We start from the raw sequence: 23,205 nt of genomic DNA, 5'->3' as shown, positions 1-23,205 counted from the left end.
AATGCTCTCGTCAGCTTCGAGAGCATTTTTGTTTATGCTTTAAGGTATTCATCTCCAGGAAGTGGCGGCAGGGCACTGCCCTCTTCCAAAAACCAGTCCTTTAATTTTTCAGGAAATTGAAGGCTGTCCACTCGATCAGCTGTTAACCTGGAAAGGATACTATCCGCCTCGCCAGCAGCAATTTTTTCAGCAAATTTGGGCTCCAGCAAAGATTCACGACCTATTGCAGCAATATCTGCGTTTTCTAAGGCCTTCAGCGCGTCATCAGCTGAGAAAATATTTGAAACGATGATAACAGCAGCCCGATCTCCCACAACTTCCTTGGTTAGTTCAGCGAAGGTTTTGTCATTTCCTGAGGGCTTATCATTGTACTTAGTAAAAATAGAAACATGGATATAATCCAGTTTGTGCTCAACAATTTTATCAATCAATTGCAGTGATTCCTCAGCTGTATATCCTATCGTATCTCCATGGATTTCCTCAGGCGAGTAACGATACCCCACAATAAAATCAGGTTTTGCAAATTCGTTTGCCATTCGTTTAACCTCTTTTACAACCGCCAAAGGAAAATTCATCCGGCATTCTAAAGCGCTCCCCCAAAAATCATCTCGTTGGTTAGAATATGCCGAAAAGAACTGCTGCAATAAGTAATGATTCGCTCCATGAATTTCTACACCGTCAAATCCAGCTTCTATTGCTCGCTTGGTTGCTGCGCCAAACGCTGCAATACTATCTTGAATTTCCTCTTCAGTTAACGCCCGTGGAGTATAGGATAAGAATGGAAATTCCACTGCACTTGGTGCAACGACTTCACCAAACTTATCATAGCTCGACTTTGCTTCTCTTCCTCCATGATACAATTGAATGATCGCTTTATTTCCATCCTTCTTCAAAACGGCAGCCAGTTTTTTTAGCCCTGCTATATACGTATCATCTGAAATCGATAATTGCTTATCAAACCCCTTGCCTCGTTCAGAAACGGTCGCTGCACCAGTAATAATTATCCCCGCTACATTTGAACGTTCGCTATAGAAATCCAGATCATTCTCAGAAACAGTACCATCCGGATTTGATCCCTGTGCGACCATCGGCGCCATAGCAATTCGATAATTAATCTTGGCACCATTGGTTAAGGTCAGTGGTTCCAATAATTTTTGATACTTTTCGCTCATCTTCATCCCTCTTTCTAACTACAAAGTAAGTTGATAATCATTTAGGAAATTCATCAGAACTATTTTGATGCTTCCACACCATTAAGTCGAAAGTCTCTAGCCCTGCTCCCGCTCAACTTCACAGAAATGATCCTTTTATTAAACGTCTTAGTGGTAATTCATATACCTAAAGCTGTTACATATTAAAAAAGCAACCGTGTAAAGCGCTTTCTATAATTCTATTATCTTTGTTCCTATAATAAATGTAAATAGTCTTTTCCATAAAATCGCTCATAATCATTTTGCAACTCTTGCTGAATGAGCTGATTTCATGACAAAAAAACACAGCATAACCGTCAAGTCATGCTGTGAATAGTTCTTTTATTGGATTGGCGGCAGTACAGCCACTAAACTTTTACTTAAAGCTACATATAAAGGTGAGGACTGTGAGGTTGTTTGTTCAATTTTTTCTTTTGAACGAACTGTGCTGGCAGCCAATGCAATCAGGCTGTCTCCTCTGAATAAGTTTACGAAGGTTTTAGTCGACATCACTTCAGGTATTTCGTTGGTAAAGCCTAAAGTAGTGACCAGTTTCGTTCGTAATGTATCACTTAGAGTAAATCCTGTCTTCAAATCAGTAAGCTCAGGACGTTGTTTTTCTTTACTCTTCGCATGATCATACTCGGTTAAGTTATAGGCATCGATAATAGCATTCAGCTTTTCAGCATAGCGCTTGTCGGTAGCATAACGACCTTGCAAGTATTCAGTAGCATCTTTATATGTCTTCGTTTCAGATTTCCATACTGGTTTGTAGAAATCCTTGTTGCCAGAAATACCTTCTTTAAGCAGTTCAGCATAATCTTCCAATGACTCTTTGTAAGAAGGGTATTTACGGAATTCAGCAGTGATCTGGAAGCTGCTGCCGATTGCATCCTGCTCTAAAGTGCGGAAAGCCACACTCGTATTTTGATATTTTCCTTTAATACCAAACAAGTTGTAATTTGGTTCTGCTGCTAATGAGCTGTTACCAGAGCCGCTCTCCAAAATTGCTTGAGCTAACATGACAGAAGAATAGATTCCGTTCTTTTGGCCAATTTCACGAGACCACTCACCAATTTTTTCGATAAACTGATCAGTCGTTTGATTCTTATTGAAAACAAATGGTTGATCAGAGCTGTACTGACCAAAGGCATTCGCTAATGAACTGCTTGCTTTTGGTAGTCCAGCAACATTTACGCGCACCGCAAAGGTTGGCATAAACCCACTTAAGCTGCCAATTTTTACGACATCCCCTGGCTGAGGAGCGTGGATATATTGACCATTGCCAATATAAATTGCTACGTGTGTCGTTACACTTGTTGGTGCTCCCCAGAACAATAAATCTCCTGGTTGAGCATCGCTCACTGGTATTTGAGTACCTGAGTACTGCTGGTCACCTGTCCATCCGCCGATGTAGTGACCGGTTGCTGCAGCATAAACTGCATAAGCTAAACCAGAACAGTCAAAAGCGTTCGGACCTTTTGCTCCCCATACATAAGGTTTGCCCAAATGACGATACGCTTCTTGAACGATAGCATTTTGTATATCATTTCCGATTGTTGGTACTGGTTGATCAGAAGGCACTCGAATATCGCTTGCTCCTGCTTCGGGTTGTCTAGCTTCTTCCGCAGGTGCTGGAGCTGGTGTTGCCGTATTGTTGCCGGTATTATTCGCTGGTTTTTCTTCTTTTACTGGTTCGCTTGGCTTTTTGTCATTATTGGTATTTTCAGCTGGTTTTTCTGGTTTTGGCTGTTCTTTAGCTCCAATCACCAGTTGAATCTCAACATCAGATTCAGGCATTACGAAAGAATCAGCTGCATCAGCACTGCTCTTGATAGGAGTGCCAGTCGTCCGATTAATTATTTTTACTTCTTTCAACACTGTTTTATTTGGATCTTTCAATGTCACAGCGTATTGAACAACGCCATCTTTTTGGATGTCCGCAAAATAATCAAACTGAACAACGTTACCAGCACTATCCGTGTAATCGTGCCCTGTCAGAGCATGACCTTCCGCAAACAAGCCAAATGTTTTCACTTCCGGCTCTGGTTCAGGTTCTGGAGTTGGCTCTGGTTCTGGGTCAGGAACCGGCTGAGGTTGAGGCTCAGGCTGTGGTTCTGGAGTTGGCTCTGGTGTAGTAGATTCCACGGTAGACTCCGTAGTCTGTTCGCTAGATTGAACAGTTGAATCTTGTGTTTCCATCGCCATCGCTTGTTGCGTTGAAAGAACAGTTGGGGCAATCAACACCCCCAATGTTAATAAACTGGCTAACTTCTTATATTGCAAGGTTTTGTTCCTCATTTCTAGTTAGAAAATTTTAGAATTCAAACAATTCTAAATGATATTAATATGATAACATGCTTTCGTGTGCTTGTCTAAAAAAATCCTCATTAAATTCACTTCATTTACTATCAATTTCACTATTTTTTATTACTTTATTCCCGGAAATAATTTTTCTGTTTTCACCATTTTATCGGTCTAAAAATAGAACCACTTCTACTTCTTATTACAACGCTGATTTAACTTCTCGATACAAATAGAATAATCAAATCCCTTGACCTGTTCATCTATATAAAACCACAAAATCACCACTAAAAGAAAGAAAAAGGCTCCGTTACATTCTATTTTTTTCTGATTTTATGAAGAGTCCTCATTACGAATTAGCTGAACAAAAAATTGAATGAGCAAAACGAACAAAAATACGTTCGTTAGATCTTTCATTTTACGCACCTTATTTTTAATCGACAAACTGCAGAACCCTACTAAATTCTTGCTTAGTATAATACGGAATTGAGAGGACAACCTGCTGGATCAATCACTTCCCTATAACTAGAAGCTAAAGTTCTTTTCAGGTAATGATGCATTGAGTCCTCGTCTAATTTTGATAAAAAAATTGACCAGTACTCTACTGATCAACTCTTTTACTATTACTATAGATTTTTTTATGATACGGAAATATCCAACCGCAAAGCATAAGTAAGCAAAAAACTCATGAATACACCGTTCTAACTGACTAAAGTATTCCTTAAACTGTGACGTTTAGTCCTTTTTAGCAGAAGTGATTCCCTGCATCAATTTGGCAATCTCCCGTTCGTAGTAGTGGGCAAATCGGACTTGATCGCCATTATCCAATGTCCAAATTTTATTTTCATAAAAACCAACCGAGCTGCGGCTTCCATCCATTAGTTCTTTGGCATAGCCTAAAACTAATCGCATAGCTTCTCTCGTTGACTTGTCACTTTTAAAATAGCCAGGGTAGCTACGCAAATATTCATTTAAGTCGCTGTTTTGTGAAACCTTCCAGTCTTCACTGAAATCTTTTAAGGCAATTAACACATCCTCATTTTCAACGTCCCATAATAAGATATCTGTTGATTGCTTATCCATAACTAGTTCCTCCTCGACATTTGTTTACCTTTTCATTCTATTATAAAGAAAGAAAAGCCTAATGTCTTATAACAACACCAAAAATTTATTGAAACCTCAGAAATAGGTGATCCTCGCTATTAAAGGTAAACTTCAAATATTTAAAGTTTACCTTTAATAGTATTTTTTATCATTTAGGCTTGCCTTAAAGCTTTTTTCTGACTTTTATTTGCGCTATACTATCATTTAATGCCAAATAAAGGGTGAACATTATGCTAACAACTATCATTACAAAAGTAAAACGAACTTTCAAAACCAGTGAACGAACTGCAGTTGGGATCGTAGCTGGTATTATGGGCTTATTGACAAACTTAGCACTCTTTCTAGCTAAGCTTTTCATTGGTACCCTCTCTGGCAGTGTCTCGATTACAGCTGATGCGATGAACAACTTATCAGACACAGCCTCTTCCATCATTACCTTAGCCGGCTTTAAAGTAGCTGGTAAACCTGCTGACAAGGACCATCCTTATGGTCACGAACGCTTTGAATACGTCAGCGGCTTTGTGATTTCCATTTTAGTTACTTATGTCGGAATACGTTTTCTGGACAGTTCTTTTGTAAAAATTCTTGATCCATCCAGTGTCCAGCTTTCTTCGATTGTTTATATTGTACTGATTTTGTCGATTATAACGAAAATTTGGCAAGGGTTGATGTATCGCAAGCTTGGCGGGGCCATTCAGTCCAATACGCTGAAGGCTACTGCGCAGGATAGCTTGAATGACGTGTATACAACAATTGCCGTCTTATTCTCGGCTATTATCGAGTGGTTGACTGGCTGGCGAATTGACGGCTATGTTGGATTTCTAATTGCTTTATACATTATTTATACTGGAGTTAAGATGATTAAGGAATTTATTGATGAGTTGATGGGCGTTCGGGCTCCAGACGATGAAATTGGTGCGATTCGCGCGCATTTAGATAAATTTCCTGATATTATTGGTTACCACGATTTACTAATTCACAGCTATGGTCCAAATAGTGTGTTTGCTTCGGTTCATATTGAAGTGAATCAGGATTGGAGCTTGGCTCATGCACACGAAGTAATTGATACAATCGAGCAGGAAGTCAAATCAAACCTTGAAGTAGATCTCGTCTGTCATGTAGATCCTTATCCTTTAGATGATCAAAATTTCAAACGTGTGGCTCCTAAATTGAAGCAGACATTACGGGAAATTCATCCTCAGCTGCGCCTGCATGATTTGCGAATTGATACGCATACAGTCCCAGAGGTCATCTACTTTGATTTGGTAGTCCCTGAAGAGCTGCGCCTGAAAAATGAAGAACTGCAGGCATTAATTACAGAAAACTATCTCAAAGATAATAAAGCCGCTACCATGTCTATTACGTTTGATCGAACCTATCTATTATAGAAAAAAGCCGCCGAAGAATTTTCTCCTCGGCGGCTTTGCTGTATTCTAAAAAGAGCGGTAAACATATTGATTCTTGGGGGCAGCAATGGGTTGTACTTGTTCCACAGCCAGAGCAGGTAATTGACGTTTGAAGGGTTCAAAGTAATCCAGCTCAATCGTTCCTTCCACATGCAACCACTGATTATTGTCCACCTGTGTATTTTCTGGTAGACGCATCATCAAACCAAATACACCAGAATCAGCGACACAATGGATAATTCCAAACCGGAATAGGAAGTTGTAGGTTTGTTCTTTCGTAGTTTGGTAATCAAAGCCATCGTAAGAGAGCTTCTTCCCCACAAACGTATTCGGGTAATTATAAATCAGCTCCATCACCTCGAGATAATTCTCATCCGTAACTCTTAATACATCATTTTCTCGATATTTATTTAATAAATCATCCATTTGCTGATCGTAATCGTCCTTATTATAGTAGATACTAGTATCCGGTTTTAGGTATTGTGTGTTCATCTCCGGGTCACCTACAGATTCCTTGCTTATCGGAAAACTAAATCCTTTCGCTTCGACAATTGTCGTGTCCAAGCTGATTGTTGGGAATAGTGTTCCTGCAATTAATGGCAGACTCAATAATAAATAAGCAATTATTTTTTGAGAAGGCTTGGTTAATCCGTGATCATGTCCATGGTCATTGCTGAGCTCTTTTCCTTCACTTTTTCCAACCCAAATCTTCAATTGAACCAGGGCCAACAGCAAGGAAAGACCCATGGTTAAGTAAACTAAATAAATATAGTGGATATTGATGTACTGATTCAGCTTACCTGATACTTGCAGGTACATCATCCATTCGAAATAGCCTGATAAGATCAAAAAACGAAGCATCCTTTTCCTCCTATATTAAGTAAGCATAAACTGTCACCACTAGTGTGATCAAAGCCAGCAACTGTACGATGAATTTGCCATGAAAGACTCGTTTCATCATCATTAAGTTCTTAATATCTACCATTGGTCCAAATACTAAAAATGCCACCACTGAATTAACTCCGAACAGGGACAATAAGGAAGAGCCTACAAAAGCATCTGCCTCAGAGCATAAAGACATAGTAAAGGCTAAGATCAGCATCACCAAAATAGAAATTAGCTTTGAAGAAGTCAACTGCAGCAGCACTTGCGTCGGCAAATAAACCTGCATACTTGCAGCAATTAATCCACCGATAATTAAGTAGCGGCCTGTATCGAAAAACTCATCGATCGCATGGGCTAAGACTGAAAACACACGACTACCTTTTTTTGATGAATGCGCATGCCCATGGTGATGGGTATCACTCAGCAGCTCTTCCTTCATTATTGGCAACTTATTAAAGTAAGCGATCCACGACCCAATCACTAAAGCAACCAGCAAGCTTCCCCCCACTCGTAGCAAGGCAAAACGGGTACTATTGCCTAAAGCGATGAAAGTAGCAAACAGAACAATTGGATTAATAATAGGTGCCGTAACCATAAAAGCAAAAGCCGTATATTCAGGAACGCCCTTCTTCATGAACTGTGTGACAATTGGCACAATCCCACATTCGCAGGATGGAAAGAAAAAGCCTAAAGCGGAACCGACTAAAATAGCTAAAAATTTATTTTTGGGCACCAGACGCTGAACTCTTTCAGCCGTTAAAAATACTTGCAGAGCACCTGAAATAATGCAGCCCAGCATTACAAAAGGAACAGCCTCCACTACAATGGAAAGAAAAATGGTGCTCATTTGCAGGATTGAATGGGGAATAAATGTCAGCATTCCACTACCTCCTCTTTATCGCTCATTACTATACGCCTACGCAAAAAAAGACACAAGTCCTTTTTTAAGGTTTGACCTGTGTCTTAAGATTCTCTTATTTGTCTACATTTAAATAACGAATATTATTTTATAATCTCTTCCCCATGGACCGCTTGAAAAAACAAAAAAACAATCAGGCTCAAAAGAAAAAGCTGCCCTTTTTAGGCAGCCTATCACACTATTTTACTGAATCTTTTAATTGTTTGCCGGCTTTGAAAGCTGGTGATTTGCTTGCTGCAATAGTGATTTCTTCACCTGTTTGAGGGTTGCGGCCTTTACGAGCTGCACGTTCACGTACTTCAAAGTTACCAAAGCCGATAACTTGAACTTTTTCGCCGTCTTTTAAAGCGTCTTGGATGCTGTCGAATAAAGAATCTACAGCTGCTGTTGCGTCTTTCTTCGTCAAACCAGTTTTTTCTGCTACTTTTTCTACTAAGCTTTGCTTATTCATCATGATATAGCCTCCATCATTCTTTTAATTATTCCAAAGATAATTCTATTCGTTCTTCAACAGAAAGGCAACTGTTATCTCTCAGTTTCGCGAATTTTTCCGCTAAATTTCTTTTTTATTTAATTGGAAATCAAAAATAAAATAATTATTACTAAGATTTTTTTAAGCCTTACACTTTTCGCTTATTATCACAACTTTTTCCTTATAATGATTATCGACTATATTTAGATAAATAACTAAAGGTGATGTTTTTCACCAAAATAGTGATTGTTTTGTCACTTTTCAAAATTAGATTAGCTTAAAAAGGAATGGGAAAATGAACGTACGGGAAATGTTGAAACTAGAAACCAAACGAAGACTTCACTTAGTTGAATTGCTCTATTATGCAGATTACCCTTTATCTGCCGATCACTTAACGAATGTATTAGGCTGCTCATTACCAGCTTTGCACAAAGACGTTTACGCGTTAAACAATGAAAAATTTCCTTTAAATATTTTTAAAACCAAGGGCGGGTATATCGTACAATTTCACTCGTATGCTTCTATTGATTCATTGTATGCGGAAACATTAAAAACTTCACTGGACTTCCAAGTATTAAAACGATTATTTTTTCAACGCTTTGATACTATTCAAGAGAATGCTAACTATTTAAATTGCAGTTTTTCAAGCTTCTATTCTAAGTTGAACCCACTGAACACACTTCTTGAACAATGGAAAATTAGACTACGTAACCGCCCTTTAAGAATTGCAGGCAACGAGGAACTTCTTCGTCATTTTTATTACCTGTTCTTTAAAGAGCATCGTTTTTCTTTTCAGGATTATGGATTTTCATCGACCTTGGTCCACCTAGTTGATCAATATATTCGCGTTTTGTTGGTTAATAACCAGGTGAAAAATACGATGAACGTTCACTTCTATCTAATGCACAATTTCCTAATTTGCCTGCATCGGCGGCGGAGGAGATATAAGCTGAATATTGATCAGGCCGATACGTCGTGTTTACAACTACCAGAAAAGTCGGAACATTCTGAATTGATTCTTCGGATAAAAATGGAATGTCGCTTAATCTTTAATGATAATTTGTCTGTGGAGGCTCTTTGGCCGCTCTTCTCCGGCAATCTTGTCTTAACTGCTCAGCAGCAAGATAGTTTGCAAGAAAACAATAAAAATTTGGCACGTTTTTATTCTCAACATATCAGGTTGCTAAAATCAATTAATGAGGCCTCAGGGAATCTCTTGTCAGAAAATGAAATTCAAGAAGCTCTGCGTCATTTAGGAAATGAGTTATTCATCTATTACCCTAAAAAAAGACCAATACAAATCTTGTCTCAACAAAAGAAGTACAGCCTCCTGCAGCTAAAGAAAATCTATGCCCGTCCTATGAATCATTTAACTACGATAATTGGGAAGTTTTTAAGCAGGCATCGACTGCCCGTGTTTGAAGAGACGATGGACGTTTATTTGTACAGCTTGATTGTGTCAATTGATAATTTATTGGATCGGCTTTCCATTCAAGAAAAACCTTTAACCGTTCTGCTGTTGTCGGATACTTCACCAAATCAAGAACGCTTTTGGCGAAACATTTTGAAAAATTGGATTGGCAAGTCTTTGGATTATCATTATCACAGCTATCCTTTTATTACGCAACAGGAGTTAACTCGTCTAACTAAGAACTATGATCTGCTTATCACTGATGTTACGATGCCTGAGCTGGAAAGCAAGTGCCCAATAATCTTAATTAATTCCTATCCGACCTTAAAAGATTTTCGGTCGATTCAACAGTTTATTGACAATTATGATCAGTCATTTTTAACAAAGGAAGGGAAAGTTGTATGAACCTGCGCTGCTTGCTCAAACGTGAAAGTCAGCGTAAGCTGCTGTTGATCGAAACCTTATACTATTCTAAACATCCTAAAACAAGCGATCAGCTGATACAACTTCTAGATTGTACACCTCCTGCTTTGTCACGCTATATCCGGTCGATTAACCAGAATGAAGATCCTTATTATATTCATCGGGAGAATGGTTTATACTCCTTGATGGTAGCTGAAAATGCAACGATTGATGCCCTTATTTCTTCATTAATTCGCCAATCGCTTTCTTTCAAAATTTTGGAAATAACACTTTTTGAAGAATTTTTTACATTGCAAAAGTTAGCTAAAGCACTTCACTGCAGTGTAGCTACTCTGCAAGCTCATCTTACAGAATTGGAGAACGTAATTGCTTGTTGGAATTTGACAATAGAACGCAAGCCATATCGTCTTGTAGGAAATGAAAAAGCGATTCGTCACCTTTTCTATTTGCTTTTTTTCGAAAAAAAGACCCAAAAAAGTGAGTTGTGCTATTCCAATGAATTGTTTGAAAAAGGCGACGCTGTGTTACGCTCGTTAATAGAAAATAATCAGTTGAATTGCTCGTATGCACAGTATCGTCGCTTGCGGATGATGTTTTTTATTAGCCTGGAACGCGTCAGGCACCACCATTTTTTCCCGCAATATTTTTTGAGCTCTTTACACGTTACACCGCCAGACCAAAAGATCTGCAGGGAATTTGATAAAGAATTATTGAAAGAATTTGGGATCAGCTATACACACGAAGTAATGAAAGAGTCTTTTTGGCTTTTATATTGTGACTTAGTTTTATTGGGTGAGCAGCAGAAACGGCATGCCTTGTTCACCAACTACTTCTTATCTCAACAATACGCCAATCATTACCAGCTAGTTGAAGAGTTTGATGATTTGCTGCTGGAGCCCTTAACCAGTGAAAAGAAAAGTCAGTTGACTGATCTGCTAATCAACCAAAATCTATATCATATTGATACCAAGGAATACATCAGTCTATTGCGTGACGGGAAACAGGATTATATTAATTTGTTGGAAAATTTTCATGCACATTGTGTACATAAGATTCGCCAGTTGGTCACGCGATTTACAACAAAGTATCATTGTTTTCAATCAGAAGAATTTATAAATGGCTATGTTTATCAGCTTATTGCTGCTGTACCGGAATGCCTAACCGGTATGAAGCAATATGATGAACCCGTCCGCTTACTAATTGTAGCCTCCGATCCTACAACTCGAGAAGGTCTGTTAGCTCAATTAATTCAATCATCCGTACGTGGCAATTATACAATTTCCCACAGCACCTTCAATTATCTAGACCAAACTAACTATCTAGAAGAACTTAACAACCATGACTTGATTCTACGTACTTCGGAAATTGACCTGCCGCCCTGTTCTACCCCAATTTTGGCCATTGAATCATGCCCCAGCATTTTCAAATTGCACAAACTTCAGCACATGGTGGAAAAAATTTATCAGAAAAAAAACATAAGAACGAATAAAAGCAGCGGAGTTTTGTAAAATCCTCCGCTGCTTTCATTGTGAAAAGTTCACATAAATGCGCCATTTTCATTCTTCTTATTGCTTTTTAATTTCACGATGAACAGCAGATAAACGCTGCAATTCCTTTTCCATGGAGTCTTTCTCTTGGGTTAGACTCGTTACCATACGTTCAAACCGTTCTGGTTGATTCTTTTTGCGAATTACGTTTAATTGAACCAGTGAATAGCTTAATAGTAGAACCGATAATAGCCCAATTAATCCAATTTCCAAGCCTGCAGAATAATGTAGAACCGCATATAAAAGCAAGACCAAGCCAATCACCAAACCTAGAAAGCCTAATTTTGACTGACGGCCCCCGCCAAAAAGAATGCGTCGCATCATTGAGCCGTCTCTTAGCTCTTCATAACGCGTGATTCTAGCTTCAATAAAACTGATTTGTTCTTTTATAATATCCGTCTGGGTTTTTTTTGACATATAAAAACTCCTTTACTCTACTTTTATTATCACTAGTTTAAAGGGATTTCGCAATGAAAAACTTTTCATTGAAAGAGAATCTTATCTTTTTATTTTCAAAATATCCCATTCCATCTATGCTCTTTCCTTCACAAGATCAGCAAGATAATAAAAGAATTTTCACTTTCTTAACACATTTTAATTGATTTTCGCAAGATCTTCGATACAATATACTAGTAATCGCTTACAAACATAAAAAGGAGTGATACTATGAAAATCGGTATTCCAAAGGAAATTAAAAATAATGAGAATCGTGTGGCTTTACCGCCATCTGGTGTTTTTGATCTGACCAGTCGCGGGCATCAAGTCTTGGTAGAAACCAATGCTGGACAAGGCTCAGCAATTGCGGATGAAGAATATGCAGAAGCTGGTGCTATTATCGTTCAAACTGCCAAAGAAGCCTGGTCTGCAGAAATGGTTATGAAAGTAAAGGAACCACTAAAAGAAGAGTATCAATACTTCCGTGATGATTTACTATTATTCACTTACCTCCATTTAGCAGCAAATCGAGAACTAACAGAAGCATTGATTGAAAGCGGCGTTACGGCAATTGCCTATGAAAACGTACAGCCGGCTGACAACTCTTTGCCATTGCTAGCACCCATGAGTGAAATTGCTGGACGCATGGCCTCACAAATTGGCGCCAATTATTTAGAGCGTGTGAACGGCGGAAAAGGAATTCTGTTAGCTGGCGTTCCCGGCGTTCGCCGTGGAAATGTTGTAGTAATTGGTGGAGGAACAGTTGGAGCCAATGCCGCTAAAATTGCCCTAGGCATGGGAGCAAACGTAACCATTTTAGATGTTAGTGTTCCTCGTTTGAAAGAACTAGATACGATTTTTGACAATCAGGTTCAAACGTTATTATCTAACCGTTACAACATTCAGGAAGCGTTAAAAACCGCGGATTTAGTCATCGGAGCTGTACTGATTCCTGGACATAAAGCCCCTACCTTAGTTACAACAGATATGGTTGCCGGCATGCCTGATTATTCAGTTATTGTTGATGTGGCGATTGACCAAGGAGGAATTTTTGAAACCGTGGATCATGTAACCACTCACGATGATCCAACTTATATGAAAGAAGGCGTCGTACATTACGCTGTAGCCAATATGCCCGGAGCCGTTCCACAAACTGCAACTTACGCATTGAGCAATAGTACCTTAAATTATGCAAACTTATTAGCGAACACCCCACTAGAAGAACTGCTGCAAAACAATTTTGCTTTGCATCGTGGCGTCAATACTTATGGTGGAAAATTAACCTTGGAGGCTGTGGCCAAGGACTTATCAATGACTTATACGCCATTAGATGAGGTGTTAAGTACAGAAGGCGCAGCTCATTAAGTAATTGTCTTTTTTAGAGTCAGATCGGAAGTTATTCCTATCTGGCTCTTTTTTCCTCTGCTGTTTTTTTATTTGATAGGTTATACTAAAGAAAAGTGTTGGGAGGAATCACTATGCAGTTTGAGCAATTTGCTTACGAACGTCCGAATTTTGATGTTTACAGGAATACCTTTAAAGAACAGTTAGCTCTCTTTACTCAAGCGTTAAGCTTTGATACAGCTAAATTAGTACTCAAGAAATTGAATAGACTGAGGACAGAGATAGATACAATGGCAAAATTGGCCTATATTCGGCATTCTATGAATACGAATGATCGGTTTTATGCCCAAGAAAATGATTACTGGGATGAGCATCAACCTTTGTTTGACCAGGTTCATCATGAATTCTATCAGGCTTTGCTTGCCTCGCCTTTTCAAACAGAGCTAAAACAGATTTTTCCAGAAACTTTATTTTTACTTGCCAACGATCAAGTTCGCCTGCTGGACGATCAGGTAGTCCAGCTAAAACAACAGGAAAACGAATGGATAAGTCAGTACACGCAATTGATTGCTTCTGCTCAACTGCTTTTTGACGGCAAAAAATACACATTGTCAGAAATTTCAGCCTGCTTTACCGCTAAGGATCGCTTTACTCGTCGGAAAGCCCAAAAGGTTTATCAAAGCTTTTTCACTAAAAATGAGGCTCGATTTGATGAGATTTTTGATCAGCTAGTCAAACTTCGAACAGCTATTGCTCAGCAATTAGGTTTTGATAATTATGTTGCCTATGGTGATATCGCTATGAATCGCTGGAGCTATGATCGCAGTCAAATTCATGCCTTCCGCCGCTTTATTTTGGAAGAAATCGTGCCCAAAAACCAAGAGCTGTATCAACGGCAAGCGGATCGACTAAATCTTCCTGAATTAGCTTACTACGATTTACCGCTTGTTTTTCCTGATGGGAACGCTAAACCACAGGGTACGGAATGTGAGCTGGTGGAAAAAGCACGAACTATGTATCATCAGCTTTCAACAGAAACCGGTGACTTTTTTGATTTGTTGATCCAGCAGCAGCTGATGGATTTAACTAGTCGAGCCGGTAAGCAAAGCGGTGGTTACTGTGAATTTATCGATGCCTATCATATGCCGTTTATTTTTGCTAACTTTAACGGTACCTCTGACGACGTAGACGTGTTGACCCATGAGACTGGACATGCTTTTCAAAGCTATCTTTCACGTTGGATTGAAGAACCCGAGCTGGTCTTCCCTACCTCGGACACCGCAGAAATTCATTCTATGAGCATGGAATTTCTTACCTGGCCATGGATGGAGGAATTCTTTGGTTCAGCCAGCGATAAATACCGTTTTGCCCACCTTAGCAGTGCTTTGCAGTTTTTACCTTATGGCGCTTTAGTCGATCATTTTCAAGAAGAGGTTTATACTCATCCGGAATGGACCCCAGCTCAACGAAAAGCCTGCTGGCGAAGGCTCGAGCAGCAATATTGTCCTGAACGGGATTACCGACAATCCGCTGATTTGGATCGTGGCACTTATTGGTACCGTCAGGGACATATTTTTGAAGTACCATTCTATTATATCGATTACACTTTAGCTCAGGTCTGTGCTTTTCAATTCTGGCAGCGGGCAATTATCGAGAAAAGTCCGCAGGTTTGGGAAGATTACTTGGCTATTTGTAAAATTGGCGGAACCAAGACCTTTCTTGAAACAGTCGCAGCAGGCAATCTGGCTTCACCCTTCGATTCGGCTGCAATGACGAGCGTCATCCAAAGTGTTGTGGATTATTTATCCGCAATTCCCGAGGAAACCTTACGTAATTAGGTTAAAAAGCAAAAGCGTGTACTTTTTACGCTTTTGCTTTTTGTTTACTTTTAGATCTTGATAGTTTTTATCCAAATATTTTAAATGCGATATTAATATTTTGAAAACAAAAAAGCACAAACCTCCAGTATCCTTAATGGAGATTCGTACTTATTGAAGGTTTAATTACTTTAACGATACAATCGGTTGGAAGTAAACCGGTGAAGTTTTATTTTCGTGGCATAACCATCAGACGATCGGCCGTTAATTCATGGATATCAATCGGGCGTGTATAGAATTGTGTTAGGGTTTCTTCAGTAATCAGTTGCTCTCTTGAACCCTTTTTGAAAATTTTACCATCCTTAACCATCAATACGTGACTGATCAGTGGTAAAATTTCTTCCGTATGATGGGTTACATAAAGCAAGCTTGGTGCATCTTCACTTTGTTTGATTTGCTGGATGCGGTCCAGTAAATCTTCGCGAGCAAATAAATCCAGCCCCGTACAGGGTTCGTCTAAAATCAATAGTTCAGGATGCGCCATTAAGGCACGTGCAATTAGTACAACTTGCCGTTCACCTTGGGACAATACTTGGTAAGGTTTTCCTACTAAATTTTTACCGCTCAACGAGGTTAAAATGTCTTTGGCTTCCTGCATCTCTTCCTCAGTGAACTCTTGATAAATCCCGATACTGGCAAATTTTCCTGAAAGTACAATCCGTTCGGCCGTTTCATTTTGCTGAAAACGGTATTGCAGAATATTGCTTACCCAGCCAATTCGTTTAGTCAAATCAGGAATGGATGTCTCACCAAATACTTCACCTAAAACGGTAAGTTTTCCTTTGCTCGGCCACATATTGCCAGAAATCATTTGCAGCAGCAACGTCTTGCCTGCTCCGTTTAAGCCTAACAGCGCCCAATCTTCTCCTTCTTCAATTTGCCAATTAATTGTATCCAGCAAAACTTTTTTTTGCCGGATTAATGAAATATCTTCAAATGTCAAAATTGCCATACATCATCCTCCTACCTTTTACTTATCATACCAAAAATTTTTCCGCTTGAATCATTCCAATGGTATAATTTTTAAAGAAAGAAGGGTGATTTATGAAGGTTGAAATTACAGACAGCGTATTTGCGCCAATTGCAAAAATCCAGTTGCAGCAGAATGAACAGATTCGAATTGAGCCTGGCGCAATGGTTTATGAACTTGGGAAGATTGAATTAGAAGGACATATGAATGCTAATGGGAAACGCGGCATCGGTGGTGCCTTAAGCGCCTTGGGCCGATCGGTTTCCAGCGGGGAAGGATTCTTTATTAGTACAGCAACCGGATTATCGAACGGTTCAGTAATTGCTGTTGCACCTCCCTCACCAGGGATTATTTTCAAATTGGACGTGGGTCAAGAGCACTGGAGATTAAATACTGGCGCTTTTCTAGCTAGTGATCAAAGCGTTACCTACGAAATGAAGCGGCAAAAGCTTTCAGGTGCCCTGCTGGGAGGAACTGGTGGATTGTTCGTCATGGAAACTTCTGGCACCGGCCATTTATTGGTCTCTGCTTTTGGTGATGTGGAAAAGATCCATTTGGATGGTACAGAGCCTGTGATTGTAGATAATCAGCATGTTATTGCTTGGACAAGCTCTTTGGATTACGACATTAAAGTGGCTTCCGGTATTTTTGGCTTTAAAACTGGCGAAGGAATTGTCAACGAGTTCCATGGTGTGGGGGACATTTATATTCAAACCCGCAACGTTGAAAATTTTGCTGGTCAAATCAATGGTTTTTCTACAAGCAGCTAATAAATGGTTAAATCTCGGTAGATGAAGTAGTCTATCGAGGCTTTTTATAAAAAGTAACCGATTTCTTGCGAATTCCGTTAAGATTTCTTTTCACCATTGTATCTATGAGAAATAACAGGTAAAATATGAAAGAATCTTTTTGGAGAAAGCTGGTTAGTATGACTGAAAAAAATGATTATAACGATTTAGAGACTAAGATTTATCAGGGCAAGCCGTTGGTTTCCCGTATGTCTCGTTTTCATAAAGAAGAGATGGAGCAGCCAGCTCAACCGGCCCCGCCGCCGCAAACTGCTTCACCATCAAAAAAACAAGCGACTACTCAAGAAAAAATGGTGCAGAGTACTGTTTGGCTGACCATTGGAAATATTTTTTCGCGATTGTTAGGGGCCGTATATGTTATTCCCTGGTATATGTGGATGCAGCCTCATGGAGACGCCGCGAATGTCCTTTATGGGAAGGGCTACAATGTATACGCCCTATTCTTGATGATTTCCACCGCGGGAATTCCTGCGGCCGTGGCAAAACAAACCGCTCGTTATAATTCTATGAACGAATTTAAAACAAGCAAGCGGCTGTTATTCTATACCCTGCGTATCATGCTGATTGGCGGGATTATTTTTGCGGGTGTGATGTTCTTTGGAGCGCCGCTGTTATCCCAAGGAAATCCAGACTTGATTCCAGTCATGCGATCGCTGAGTGTTGTTCTGCTTATTTTCCCAATGATGAGTGTTATTCGTGGCTTCTTCCAAGGGAACAGCGACATGAAGCCTTATGCTCTTTCGCAAATTATTGAACAAATTGCTCGTGTCTTTTATATGCTGGCCTCAGCGTATTTGATTATGCAGATTAATCACGGCAGCTACAAAACAGCGGTAGTTCATTCGACTTTTGCAGCATTTATTGGGGTAGTAGCTGCTATGGCCGTGCTATTGTTCTCACTATTTAAGCAGCGAACGACTTATCGTGAAATGGAACGCGAAAGCAAAGATGAGATCAACTTTTCAGGCCGGGAATTAGTGACTCAAATGGTCATGCAGGCTGTTCCCTTTATTATTGTTGGTAGTGGCATCAGTATTTTCAAGCTGATTGACCAATACTCTTTTGAAAAGATCATGCAGTGGGTAACCAGCAACACCGCAGAGAGAAACGCTGAATTGTTTGCTTACATTTCACCCAACCCGGATAAATTAACGATGGTAGTTATTGCCTTAGGGACCGCAATGGCAACTGCTGGTTTACCATTAATTACCGAACGCTACACAAAAAAAGATTTTACCGGATTGGCCAGCTTGGCTTCTAACAATTTCCAATTGTTTTTCTTTGCAATGATGCCAGCTACGGTGGGAATGATGGTTCTTTCTTACCCATTAAATACCTTATTCTATCAACCAAATACACTAGGTTCGCAATTACTGGCAGCTTCTTGCTTTGTAGGAATCATTATGGGTCTATTTATGGTTTGTTCTACCATGCTGCAAGGCCTAGATGGCAATAAGCAAGCAGTCAGCTTCTTGCTTATCGGTATTGCGGTCAAGGTGATTGCTCAATTGCCGCTGACCTTCTTATTCAAACCTTACGGACCTTTGTTAGCAACCTTCATTGGACTGCTTGTCGCAAACTTATTCATTTTAGATCGAATTCATTCGATTACTGGTTTTCCAATGCGAGCAACTGTGCAATCTATTCTGAAAATGGCCGGAATGGCAATCATCATGGGAATAGTTGCTACGATCGTCAAATGGGGCTGTCAAATTTTCCTTAGTCCAGCTTCCAAGACGCAATCATTACTCATTATCTTGATTGTTGCTGCTGCTGGTGGTTTTACTTATATGGTTTTAGCTTTGAAAACACGTGTCGCTGACAAATTGTTAGGTGCTCGAGTGGAAGGGATTCGTCGTCGTTTGCGAATGCGCTAAATAGGATTGTAATACTCTGATTGCCCTAAGGTGATCAGAGTATTTTTTTATATTGTGGTCGTCTCTCGCAGATCAGACAGGTCCAAAACAGAAAAAACGAGAGATTAAAACTCATCTCTCGCTCGTGATCCTTCTATATGTGGTAGGTCTATCTTAACTGCTTCTAATAATACTATTTGTGTTCGGATGAAAACTATTACTGCTGTTTATGCAATCGTTTGCCCAGCGTTTCCCGATCTGTCATTCCTTTAAAAAACCATTTTGAACAAGGGTCAAGGAAGTTTTCATACGTTTTACCATCGGCTCCAATTGCTCTAAGCTTACCCATTCTGGATGCCTATTCATTTCCTTTTGAATCGCCTCGGTTTCTCCTTGTACAACAAAGTAAAGCACCCGCAGAACATCGTCTCTTGTATAAGGTGCCTTAATTTTCATACGATCCAAGACTGGAGTAATTACCTGGATTGCCACCTGATACTCTTCCTGCATTTTTTCAGACAACTGACTCTTGATTTTCTCAGGCAGCTGTTGGATCTCTCCCATACAATAGAAAAGAAAATTAAACTCTAACGGGTACTTGATTTGCAACCCAAGCTTATACCGCATTGACTGCTCCACCATTTCCGAAAAATCATTGGACGAGGCCCAAACCGCTGGATTGATTTGCTGATAAAAGAATTGGCGAGCATACTCGTAGGTCTCTAAATACAAATTGGTTTTATTACCAAAATAGTGAAACAGCAAACCCTTGGATACTCTTGCCTCCAGGGCAATCTCCTCCATTTTGGTTGCAGCAAAGCCTTTATTGCCAAACAATTTCAGGCTGGCTTCAATCATTGCCTGCTCTTTTTCCGGATCTTTGACAACCTCTTTCATCAAATCCCTCCCTGTATATCCCGTTTATTATAGCCAATCATTCCTACAATTGTTAGGCCCACTGTCAATAAAATCATAAGAATAAACCAGTGTCTGGACAATGAACCCACCGGTACTTTATCCGTCCAGCCTAAAGGAGAAATTTTACGCCAGTTGTCAGAAAAGTCCAGCAAAGGTAAAAAGTAACAGCCTATGAAGCCCATCATTAAATAGCCCCACAATAAAGAAATCAATTTCGGCAGAATACCTACCAGGAAGGCAGCCAAAGAAAGGAAGGTTATCACAACCAAACTATTTACACCCAATGTTTGCCAGAAATAGCCCTGATCAATCGCCTGATCCAAGGTGAACCGCCCAGCTAGCGCCATCCCCAAAACAGCCGCGGCCAAACAAATCAATCCTGCCAATACCGCGACACTGTAATAACTGAAAAAAAGCTTGCTGCGAGAGACAGCCTTAGCATGAATAATTTCCAAATAGCCTTTTACCTCATGTTTTTTTAAGTTGTATAAAATCATTCCACCACAAACAACCGCAAGCAAACAAAAAATAATCGCCAAAAGATTCACGTAATTCAAAATGATCATTTCATTGGCAGTATGCAGTGCGTCAACACCTAATACCTGCTCGTAAGTAGGATTGATTTTTAGAATGTCACCGATGCTGTTGAAAACAGAACCATACGCAGCCCCTAACACCAGCATGCCGATCCCCCATCCAATGATCATATTTCGTTCCATTTGCAAAATCAAACCCAGAGGATTCTTCATCAAAATACCGCCATGCTTCCGGCCGCGTCTTTCAGGCAACAGTCCCCGATCTAAATCGCGATGACCAACTAGAACCAGTGCCAAACTTCCACAAATAATCGTCACAACGAGCAAAAGAAATACTGGCAGCCAGCGATTGCCCACATAGATTTCTGCTTTAGTCAGCCAGCCTAGTGGAGAAAACCACGACAAATTAGGGTCAGTTACATCCGTCAGCATTCGAATCAAATAGCATACACCAAAAATCAAATAGCTCAACAAATAGGTTTGTCTCGTATCGTTGGCAATTTGAGCCAGCAATACGGTCAGTACCCCAAACATCAAACCCGCACTGGCTAGTAAAGCGGCAAACACACTATTTCCGCCAAGGTTAGCATCCTGAAGGTTTGCCAGCTGCAGTAGTCCGAAATAAAGAAAGCCCAGCAACCCATTCGTTACGATTAGTAGCAAAATGGCAGCCGACGTTGGTGCGCGACGGGCAACAGCTCTTGAACGTACCAGTTCCAGCAAACCGCTGTCTTCCTGCTTCCGAGTACCATTCACTGCCAGCTGAATATTCAAAATAATCATAAAAATCCCCATAAAAACTGTTAACATGCCCGATAATAAGCCAGCAGTTGTTTTGAATTGTTCCGCAGGAAACGCGCCAAACATGCTGACCATCGCAGGTGAACGCATCGTCTCACCGATAGAATCAATTTCCGCTTGAGTACCAAACAAACTGTTAAAGTAAAAAGCCATCGCTCCAAAAAGACCTGCCAATACAATTACCCAAACCAATAATAAATACCGATTTTGCTTTAAATTTGTCACAAAAAGAAAGGTTACTGCTTTCATAATCAGCTGCCTCCTTCGCCATAATAATGCAAGAATAAATCTTCCAAAGTGGGCGGCGTACTAACGATTGAAACGATGCCTTGTTGACTCAGCCAAACCATTAATTCTGGCAGCTGTTCTTGATCCAAGGTAAACTCTGCCTTTGTTTGTGATTCATTGGTAAACTTGAGATCGTAGACAGCCGGCTGCTTTGCCAGTTCACCCAGTGGTTTTTTCGTTTCCACAGTGAGCTCCAAACGAGTCAAATGCCGCAGCTCCTTTAAGCTGCCCTGTTCAATGATCTCTCCTTCTCGAATGATAGCAATTTGATCACACATCTTTTCCACTTCTGACAAAATATGACTAGAAAGCAATACACTTTTGCCTTCTTGTTTTAAGCGCAGCACTTCTCTTTGAAAAGTTTGTTCGTTTAGAGGATCTAAACCAGAAGTGGGCTCATCAAAAATATACAACTCAGCTGATTGTGACAAAGCCGCAATCAAGGCTACCTTTTGACGATTTCCCTTAGAATAATTACGAGCCTTCTTGCTTGTATCCAGTTGGAAAACTTCAATTAGGCGTTCCGTCTCCTGATTACGAGTCTGCTGATTCAATTCCAGCAGTAAATCAATAATTTCCCCGCCAGTCAAATTGGGCCACAAGCTAACATCTCCCGGTACGTAAGCCACCTGTCGATGGATTGCGACCGCATCATGCCAAACATCTTGCTCAAATAGTTGTGCTTGTCCGTCACTTGCCTTCAACATCCCTAGTAAAATGCGAATGGTCGTCGATTTTCCCGCACCATTAGGACCAATAAAGCCAAGAACCTCTCCTTGATTTAAAGTAAAACTAACATTCCTTAAGGCTTCAAATTTTCCAAAATGCTTCTTTACATTATTAAGCTTCATTACTGGTTGCTTCATTTTCATCACCTTCCGTTGACTTGTGGGTCAATTCAATTATAGACCTTTATTGACTCGCGGGTCAACAAGAATTAGACCATTTAAGACGAAAAACGAACCGTTTATGAAAAAAAGGTTTTACCCTTCAATTTTTGGTATACTAGTCAAAAAGATAGGAGTGTTGAAGGAATTGGAAAGAAAAAATCAAATGAATATTGTCTTACGAATTATTCTGTGGTTCCTCATGATGTGTGTAGCAACCTTGCCAACAACTGTCGTGATGATGACAGGTTCAATCAAAGGAATAACCGGCGTTATAGTCGGTGCTGTAATTTTGCTGGCTATGCTGGCTCTTGCTGTTTTTGTGGCTGCTAAAAGTGATATCTGGACAAAAAATGGACGTTCCTTCATGGGAAAAGCCATGAAGTTAGGCCCTTCAATTGGTTTAGCGATAGGAGCTGGTTTATTTCTACGAGTATGGGTAGTTGTGTTGAATATGATCATTCCCATTAATACCGCAAATGACCAAGCGCTGCAAGGTCTTGCTGGTGGTCAAACCTCTAGTATTCTCTTGTTCTTCTCAATGGTTGTTATGGCGCCAGTTTTGGAAGAACTCGTTTTCCGGGGATTTGTCTTTAAATTCTTTTTCCGGGAAAATCGACTGTTTGCCTACTTGCTATCCTCTTTACTGTTTACCTTGATTCATGTACCAACTGACTTAATCAGCTTTGTTACTTATGGCAGCTTGGCATTGGTTATGGGCTTTGTTTATTACAAGACCAACCGGATCGAAATGTCGATGTTGACGCACGCAATCAATAATTTGCTTCCCGCACTTGTACTAGCTTTCTTTAGCTAGTACATG

Annotated in this window: 19 protein-coding genes; 8 read left to right on the top strand and 11 right to left on the bottom strand. The window is 40.0% G+C overall.

Translation table 11 applies throughout. The features are described from left to right. Positions 1 to 32: 32 nt before the first annotated feature. The 3 genes from IGI49_RS23735 to IGI49_RS23725 form a co-directional block, all read right to left on the bottom strand. Complete coding sequence (locus IGI49_RS23735; protein WP_429965172.1) at positions 33 to 1,172, bottom strand: NADH-dependent flavin oxidoreductase; 1,140 nt, start codon at positions 1,170 to 1,172, stop codon at positions 33 to 35. Between the two features lie 360 nt (positions 1,173 to 1,532). Then, on the bottom strand, positions 1,533 to 3,476 hold the full coding sequence (locus IGI49_RS23730) for a glucosaminidase domain-containing protein (protein WP_429965173.1): 1,944 nt from the start codon (positions 3,474 to 3,476) through the stop codon (positions 1,533 to 1,535). Between the two features lie 753 nt (positions 3,477 to 4,229). Continuing rightward, the gene (locus IGI49_RS23725) at positions 4,230 to 4,577 is read right to left on the bottom strand and encodes a hypothetical protein (RefSeq protein WP_207704496.1); all 348 of its coding nucleotides are present in this window, start codon (positions 4,575 to 4,577) and stop codon (positions 4,230 to 4,232) included. 251 nt (positions 4,578 to 4,828) lie between these two features. Between IGI49_RS23725 and IGI49_RS23720 the strand changes: the two genes are divergently transcribed. Next, complete coding sequence (locus IGI49_RS23720) at positions 4,829 to 5,986, top strand: cation diffusion facilitator family transporter (RefSeq protein WP_429965174.1); 1,158 nt, start codon at positions 4,829 to 4,831, stop codon at positions 5,984 to 5,986. Between the two features lie 45 nt (positions 5,987 to 6,031). Here IGI49_RS23720 and IGI49_RS23715 read toward each other — a convergent pair whose 3' ends face one another. The 3 genes from IGI49_RS23715 to IGI49_RS23705 all read right to left on the bottom strand — a co-directional run bounded on the left by IGI49_RS23715 (position 6,032) and on the right by IGI49_RS23705 (position 8,262). Further along, positions 6,032 to 6,865 (bottom strand): TIGR03943 family putative permease subunit, encoded by an 834-nt coding sequence (locus IGI49_RS23715; RefSeq protein ID WP_429965175.1) that lies wholly within the window; start codon positions 6,863 to 6,865, stop codon positions 6,032 to 6,034. Between the two features lie 10 nt (positions 6,866 to 6,875). Next, positions 6,876 to 7,769, bottom strand: coding sequence for a permease (locus IGI49_RS23710; protein ID WP_429965176.1), 894 nt, complete (start codon positions 7,767 to 7,769; stop codon positions 6,876 to 6,878). Between the two features lie 217 nt (positions 7,770 to 7,986). Continuing rightward, positions 7,987 to 8,262, bottom strand: coding sequence for an HU family DNA-binding protein (locus IGI49_RS23705; RefSeq protein ID WP_278253180.1), 276 nt, complete (start codon positions 8,260 to 8,262; stop codon positions 7,987 to 7,989). A 313-nt stretch (positions 8,263 to 8,575) separates the two neighbouring features. On the opposite strand from IGI49_RS23705, the gene IGI49_RS23700 reads away from it, so the two are divergent. Both IGI49_RS23700 and IGI49_RS23695 read left to right on the top strand, forming a co-directional pair. Continuing rightward, the gene (locus tag IGI49_RS23700) at positions 8,576 to 10,096 is read left to right on the top strand and encodes a helix-turn-helix domain-containing protein (RefSeq protein WP_429965177.1); all 1,521 of its coding nucleotides are present in this window, start codon (positions 8,576 to 8,578) and stop codon (positions 10,094 to 10,096) included. Further along, positions 10,093 to 11,622, top strand: a complete 1,530-nt coding sequence (locus tag IGI49_RS23695) for a helix-turn-helix domain-containing protein (protein WP_429965178.1) — start codon at positions 10,093 to 10,095, stop codon at positions 11,620 to 11,622. The genes IGI49_RS23700 and IGI49_RS23695 overlap by 4 nt, the downstream gene beginning before the upstream one ends. Positions 11,623 to 11,679: 57 nt before the next feature. On the opposite strand, the gene IGI49_RS23690 is transcribed toward IGI49_RS23695, so the two are convergent. Then, complete coding sequence (locus tag IGI49_RS23690; protein WP_429965179.1) at positions 11,680 to 12,078, bottom strand: hypothetical protein; 399 nt, start codon at positions 12,076 to 12,078, stop codon at positions 11,680 to 11,682. A 249-nt stretch (positions 12,079 to 12,327) separates the two neighbouring features. Between IGI49_RS23690 and ald the strand changes: the two genes are divergently transcribed. Next, positions 12,328 to 13,461, top strand: a complete 1,134-nt coding sequence (gene ald, locus IGI49_RS23685; RefSeq protein ID WP_429965180.1) for an alanine dehydrogenase — start codon at positions 12,328 to 12,330, stop codon at positions 13,459 to 13,461. Between the two features lie 113 nt (positions 13,462 to 13,574). Next, a complete protein-coding gene (locus tag IGI49_RS23680; RefSeq protein WP_429965181.1) occupies positions 13,575 to 15,278 on the top strand; it encodes a M3 family oligoendopeptidase in 1,704 nt (567 codons plus the stop codon). A 208-nt stretch (positions 15,279 to 15,486) separates the two neighbouring features. On the opposite strand, the gene IGI49_RS23675 is transcribed toward IGI49_RS23680, so the two are convergent. Continuing rightward, positions 15,487 to 16,269 (bottom strand): ABC transporter ATP-binding protein, encoded by a 783-nt coding sequence (locus IGI49_RS23675; RefSeq protein ID WP_429965182.1) that lies wholly within the window; start codon positions 16,267 to 16,269, stop codon positions 15,487 to 15,489. Between the two features lie 92 nt (positions 16,270 to 16,361). On the opposite strand from IGI49_RS23675, the gene IGI49_RS23670 reads away from it, so the two are divergent. Further along, positions 16,362 to 17,057 carry a TIGR00266 family protein gene (locus IGI49_RS23670; protein WP_429965183.1) on the top strand — a complete coding sequence of 232 codons (696 nt, stop codon included), beginning with the start codon at positions 16,362 to 16,364 and terminating at the stop codon, positions 17,055 to 17,057. A 251-nt stretch (positions 17,058 to 17,308) separates the two neighbouring features. Further along, the gene (locus tag IGI49_RS23665) at positions 17,309 to 18,973 is read left to right on the top strand and encodes a putative polysaccharide biosynthesis protein (RefSeq protein WP_429966070.1); all 1,665 of its coding nucleotides are present in this window, start codon (positions 17,309 to 17,311) and stop codon (positions 18,971 to 18,973) included. A gap of 240 nt (positions 18,974 to 19,213) precedes the next feature. Here the strand turns inward: IGI49_RS23665 and IGI49_RS23660 are convergent, their stop codons facing one another. The 3 genes from IGI49_RS23660 to IGI49_RS23650 are packed head-to-tail and all read right to left on the bottom strand — an operon-like array spanning position 19,214 to position 22,361. Beyond that, positions 19,214 to 19,849 carry a TetR/AcrR family transcriptional regulator gene (locus IGI49_RS23660; RefSeq protein WP_429965184.1) on the bottom strand — a complete coding sequence of 212 codons (636 nt, stop codon included), beginning with the start codon at positions 19,847 to 19,849 and terminating at the stop codon, positions 19,214 to 19,216. Next, positions 19,849 to 21,456, bottom strand: coding sequence for an ABC transporter permease (locus IGI49_RS23655; protein ID WP_429965185.1), 1,608 nt, complete (start codon positions 21,454 to 21,456; stop codon positions 19,849 to 19,851). Before IGI49_RS23655 ends, IGI49_RS23660 begins: the two co-directional genes overlap by 1 nt. Before the next feature lie 2 nt (positions 21,457 to 21,458). Further along, positions 21,459 to 22,361: an ABC transporter ATP-binding protein gene (locus IGI49_RS23650; protein WP_207704483.1), complete on the bottom strand. Its 903-nt coding sequence runs from the start codon at positions 22,359 to 22,361 to the stop codon at positions 21,459 to 21,461. 169 nt (positions 22,362 to 22,530) lie between these two features. On the opposite strand from IGI49_RS23650, the gene IGI49_RS23645 reads away from it, so the two are divergent. Beyond that, a complete protein-coding gene (locus IGI49_RS23645) occupies positions 22,531 to 23,199 on the top strand; it encodes a CPBP family intramembrane glutamic endopeptidase (RefSeq protein ID WP_429965186.1) in 669 nt (222 codons plus the stop codon). Positions 23,200 to 23,205 lie beyond the last annotated feature (6 nt).

Source organism: Enterococcus sp. AZ071, assembly GCF_050499065.1.
GTDB classification, from domain to species: Bacteria; Bacillota; Bacilli; order Lactobacillales; family Enterococcaceae; genus Enterococcus_A; species Enterococcus_A ferrettii.
This window is presented reverse-complemented; position numbering and strand designations above follow the sequence as displayed.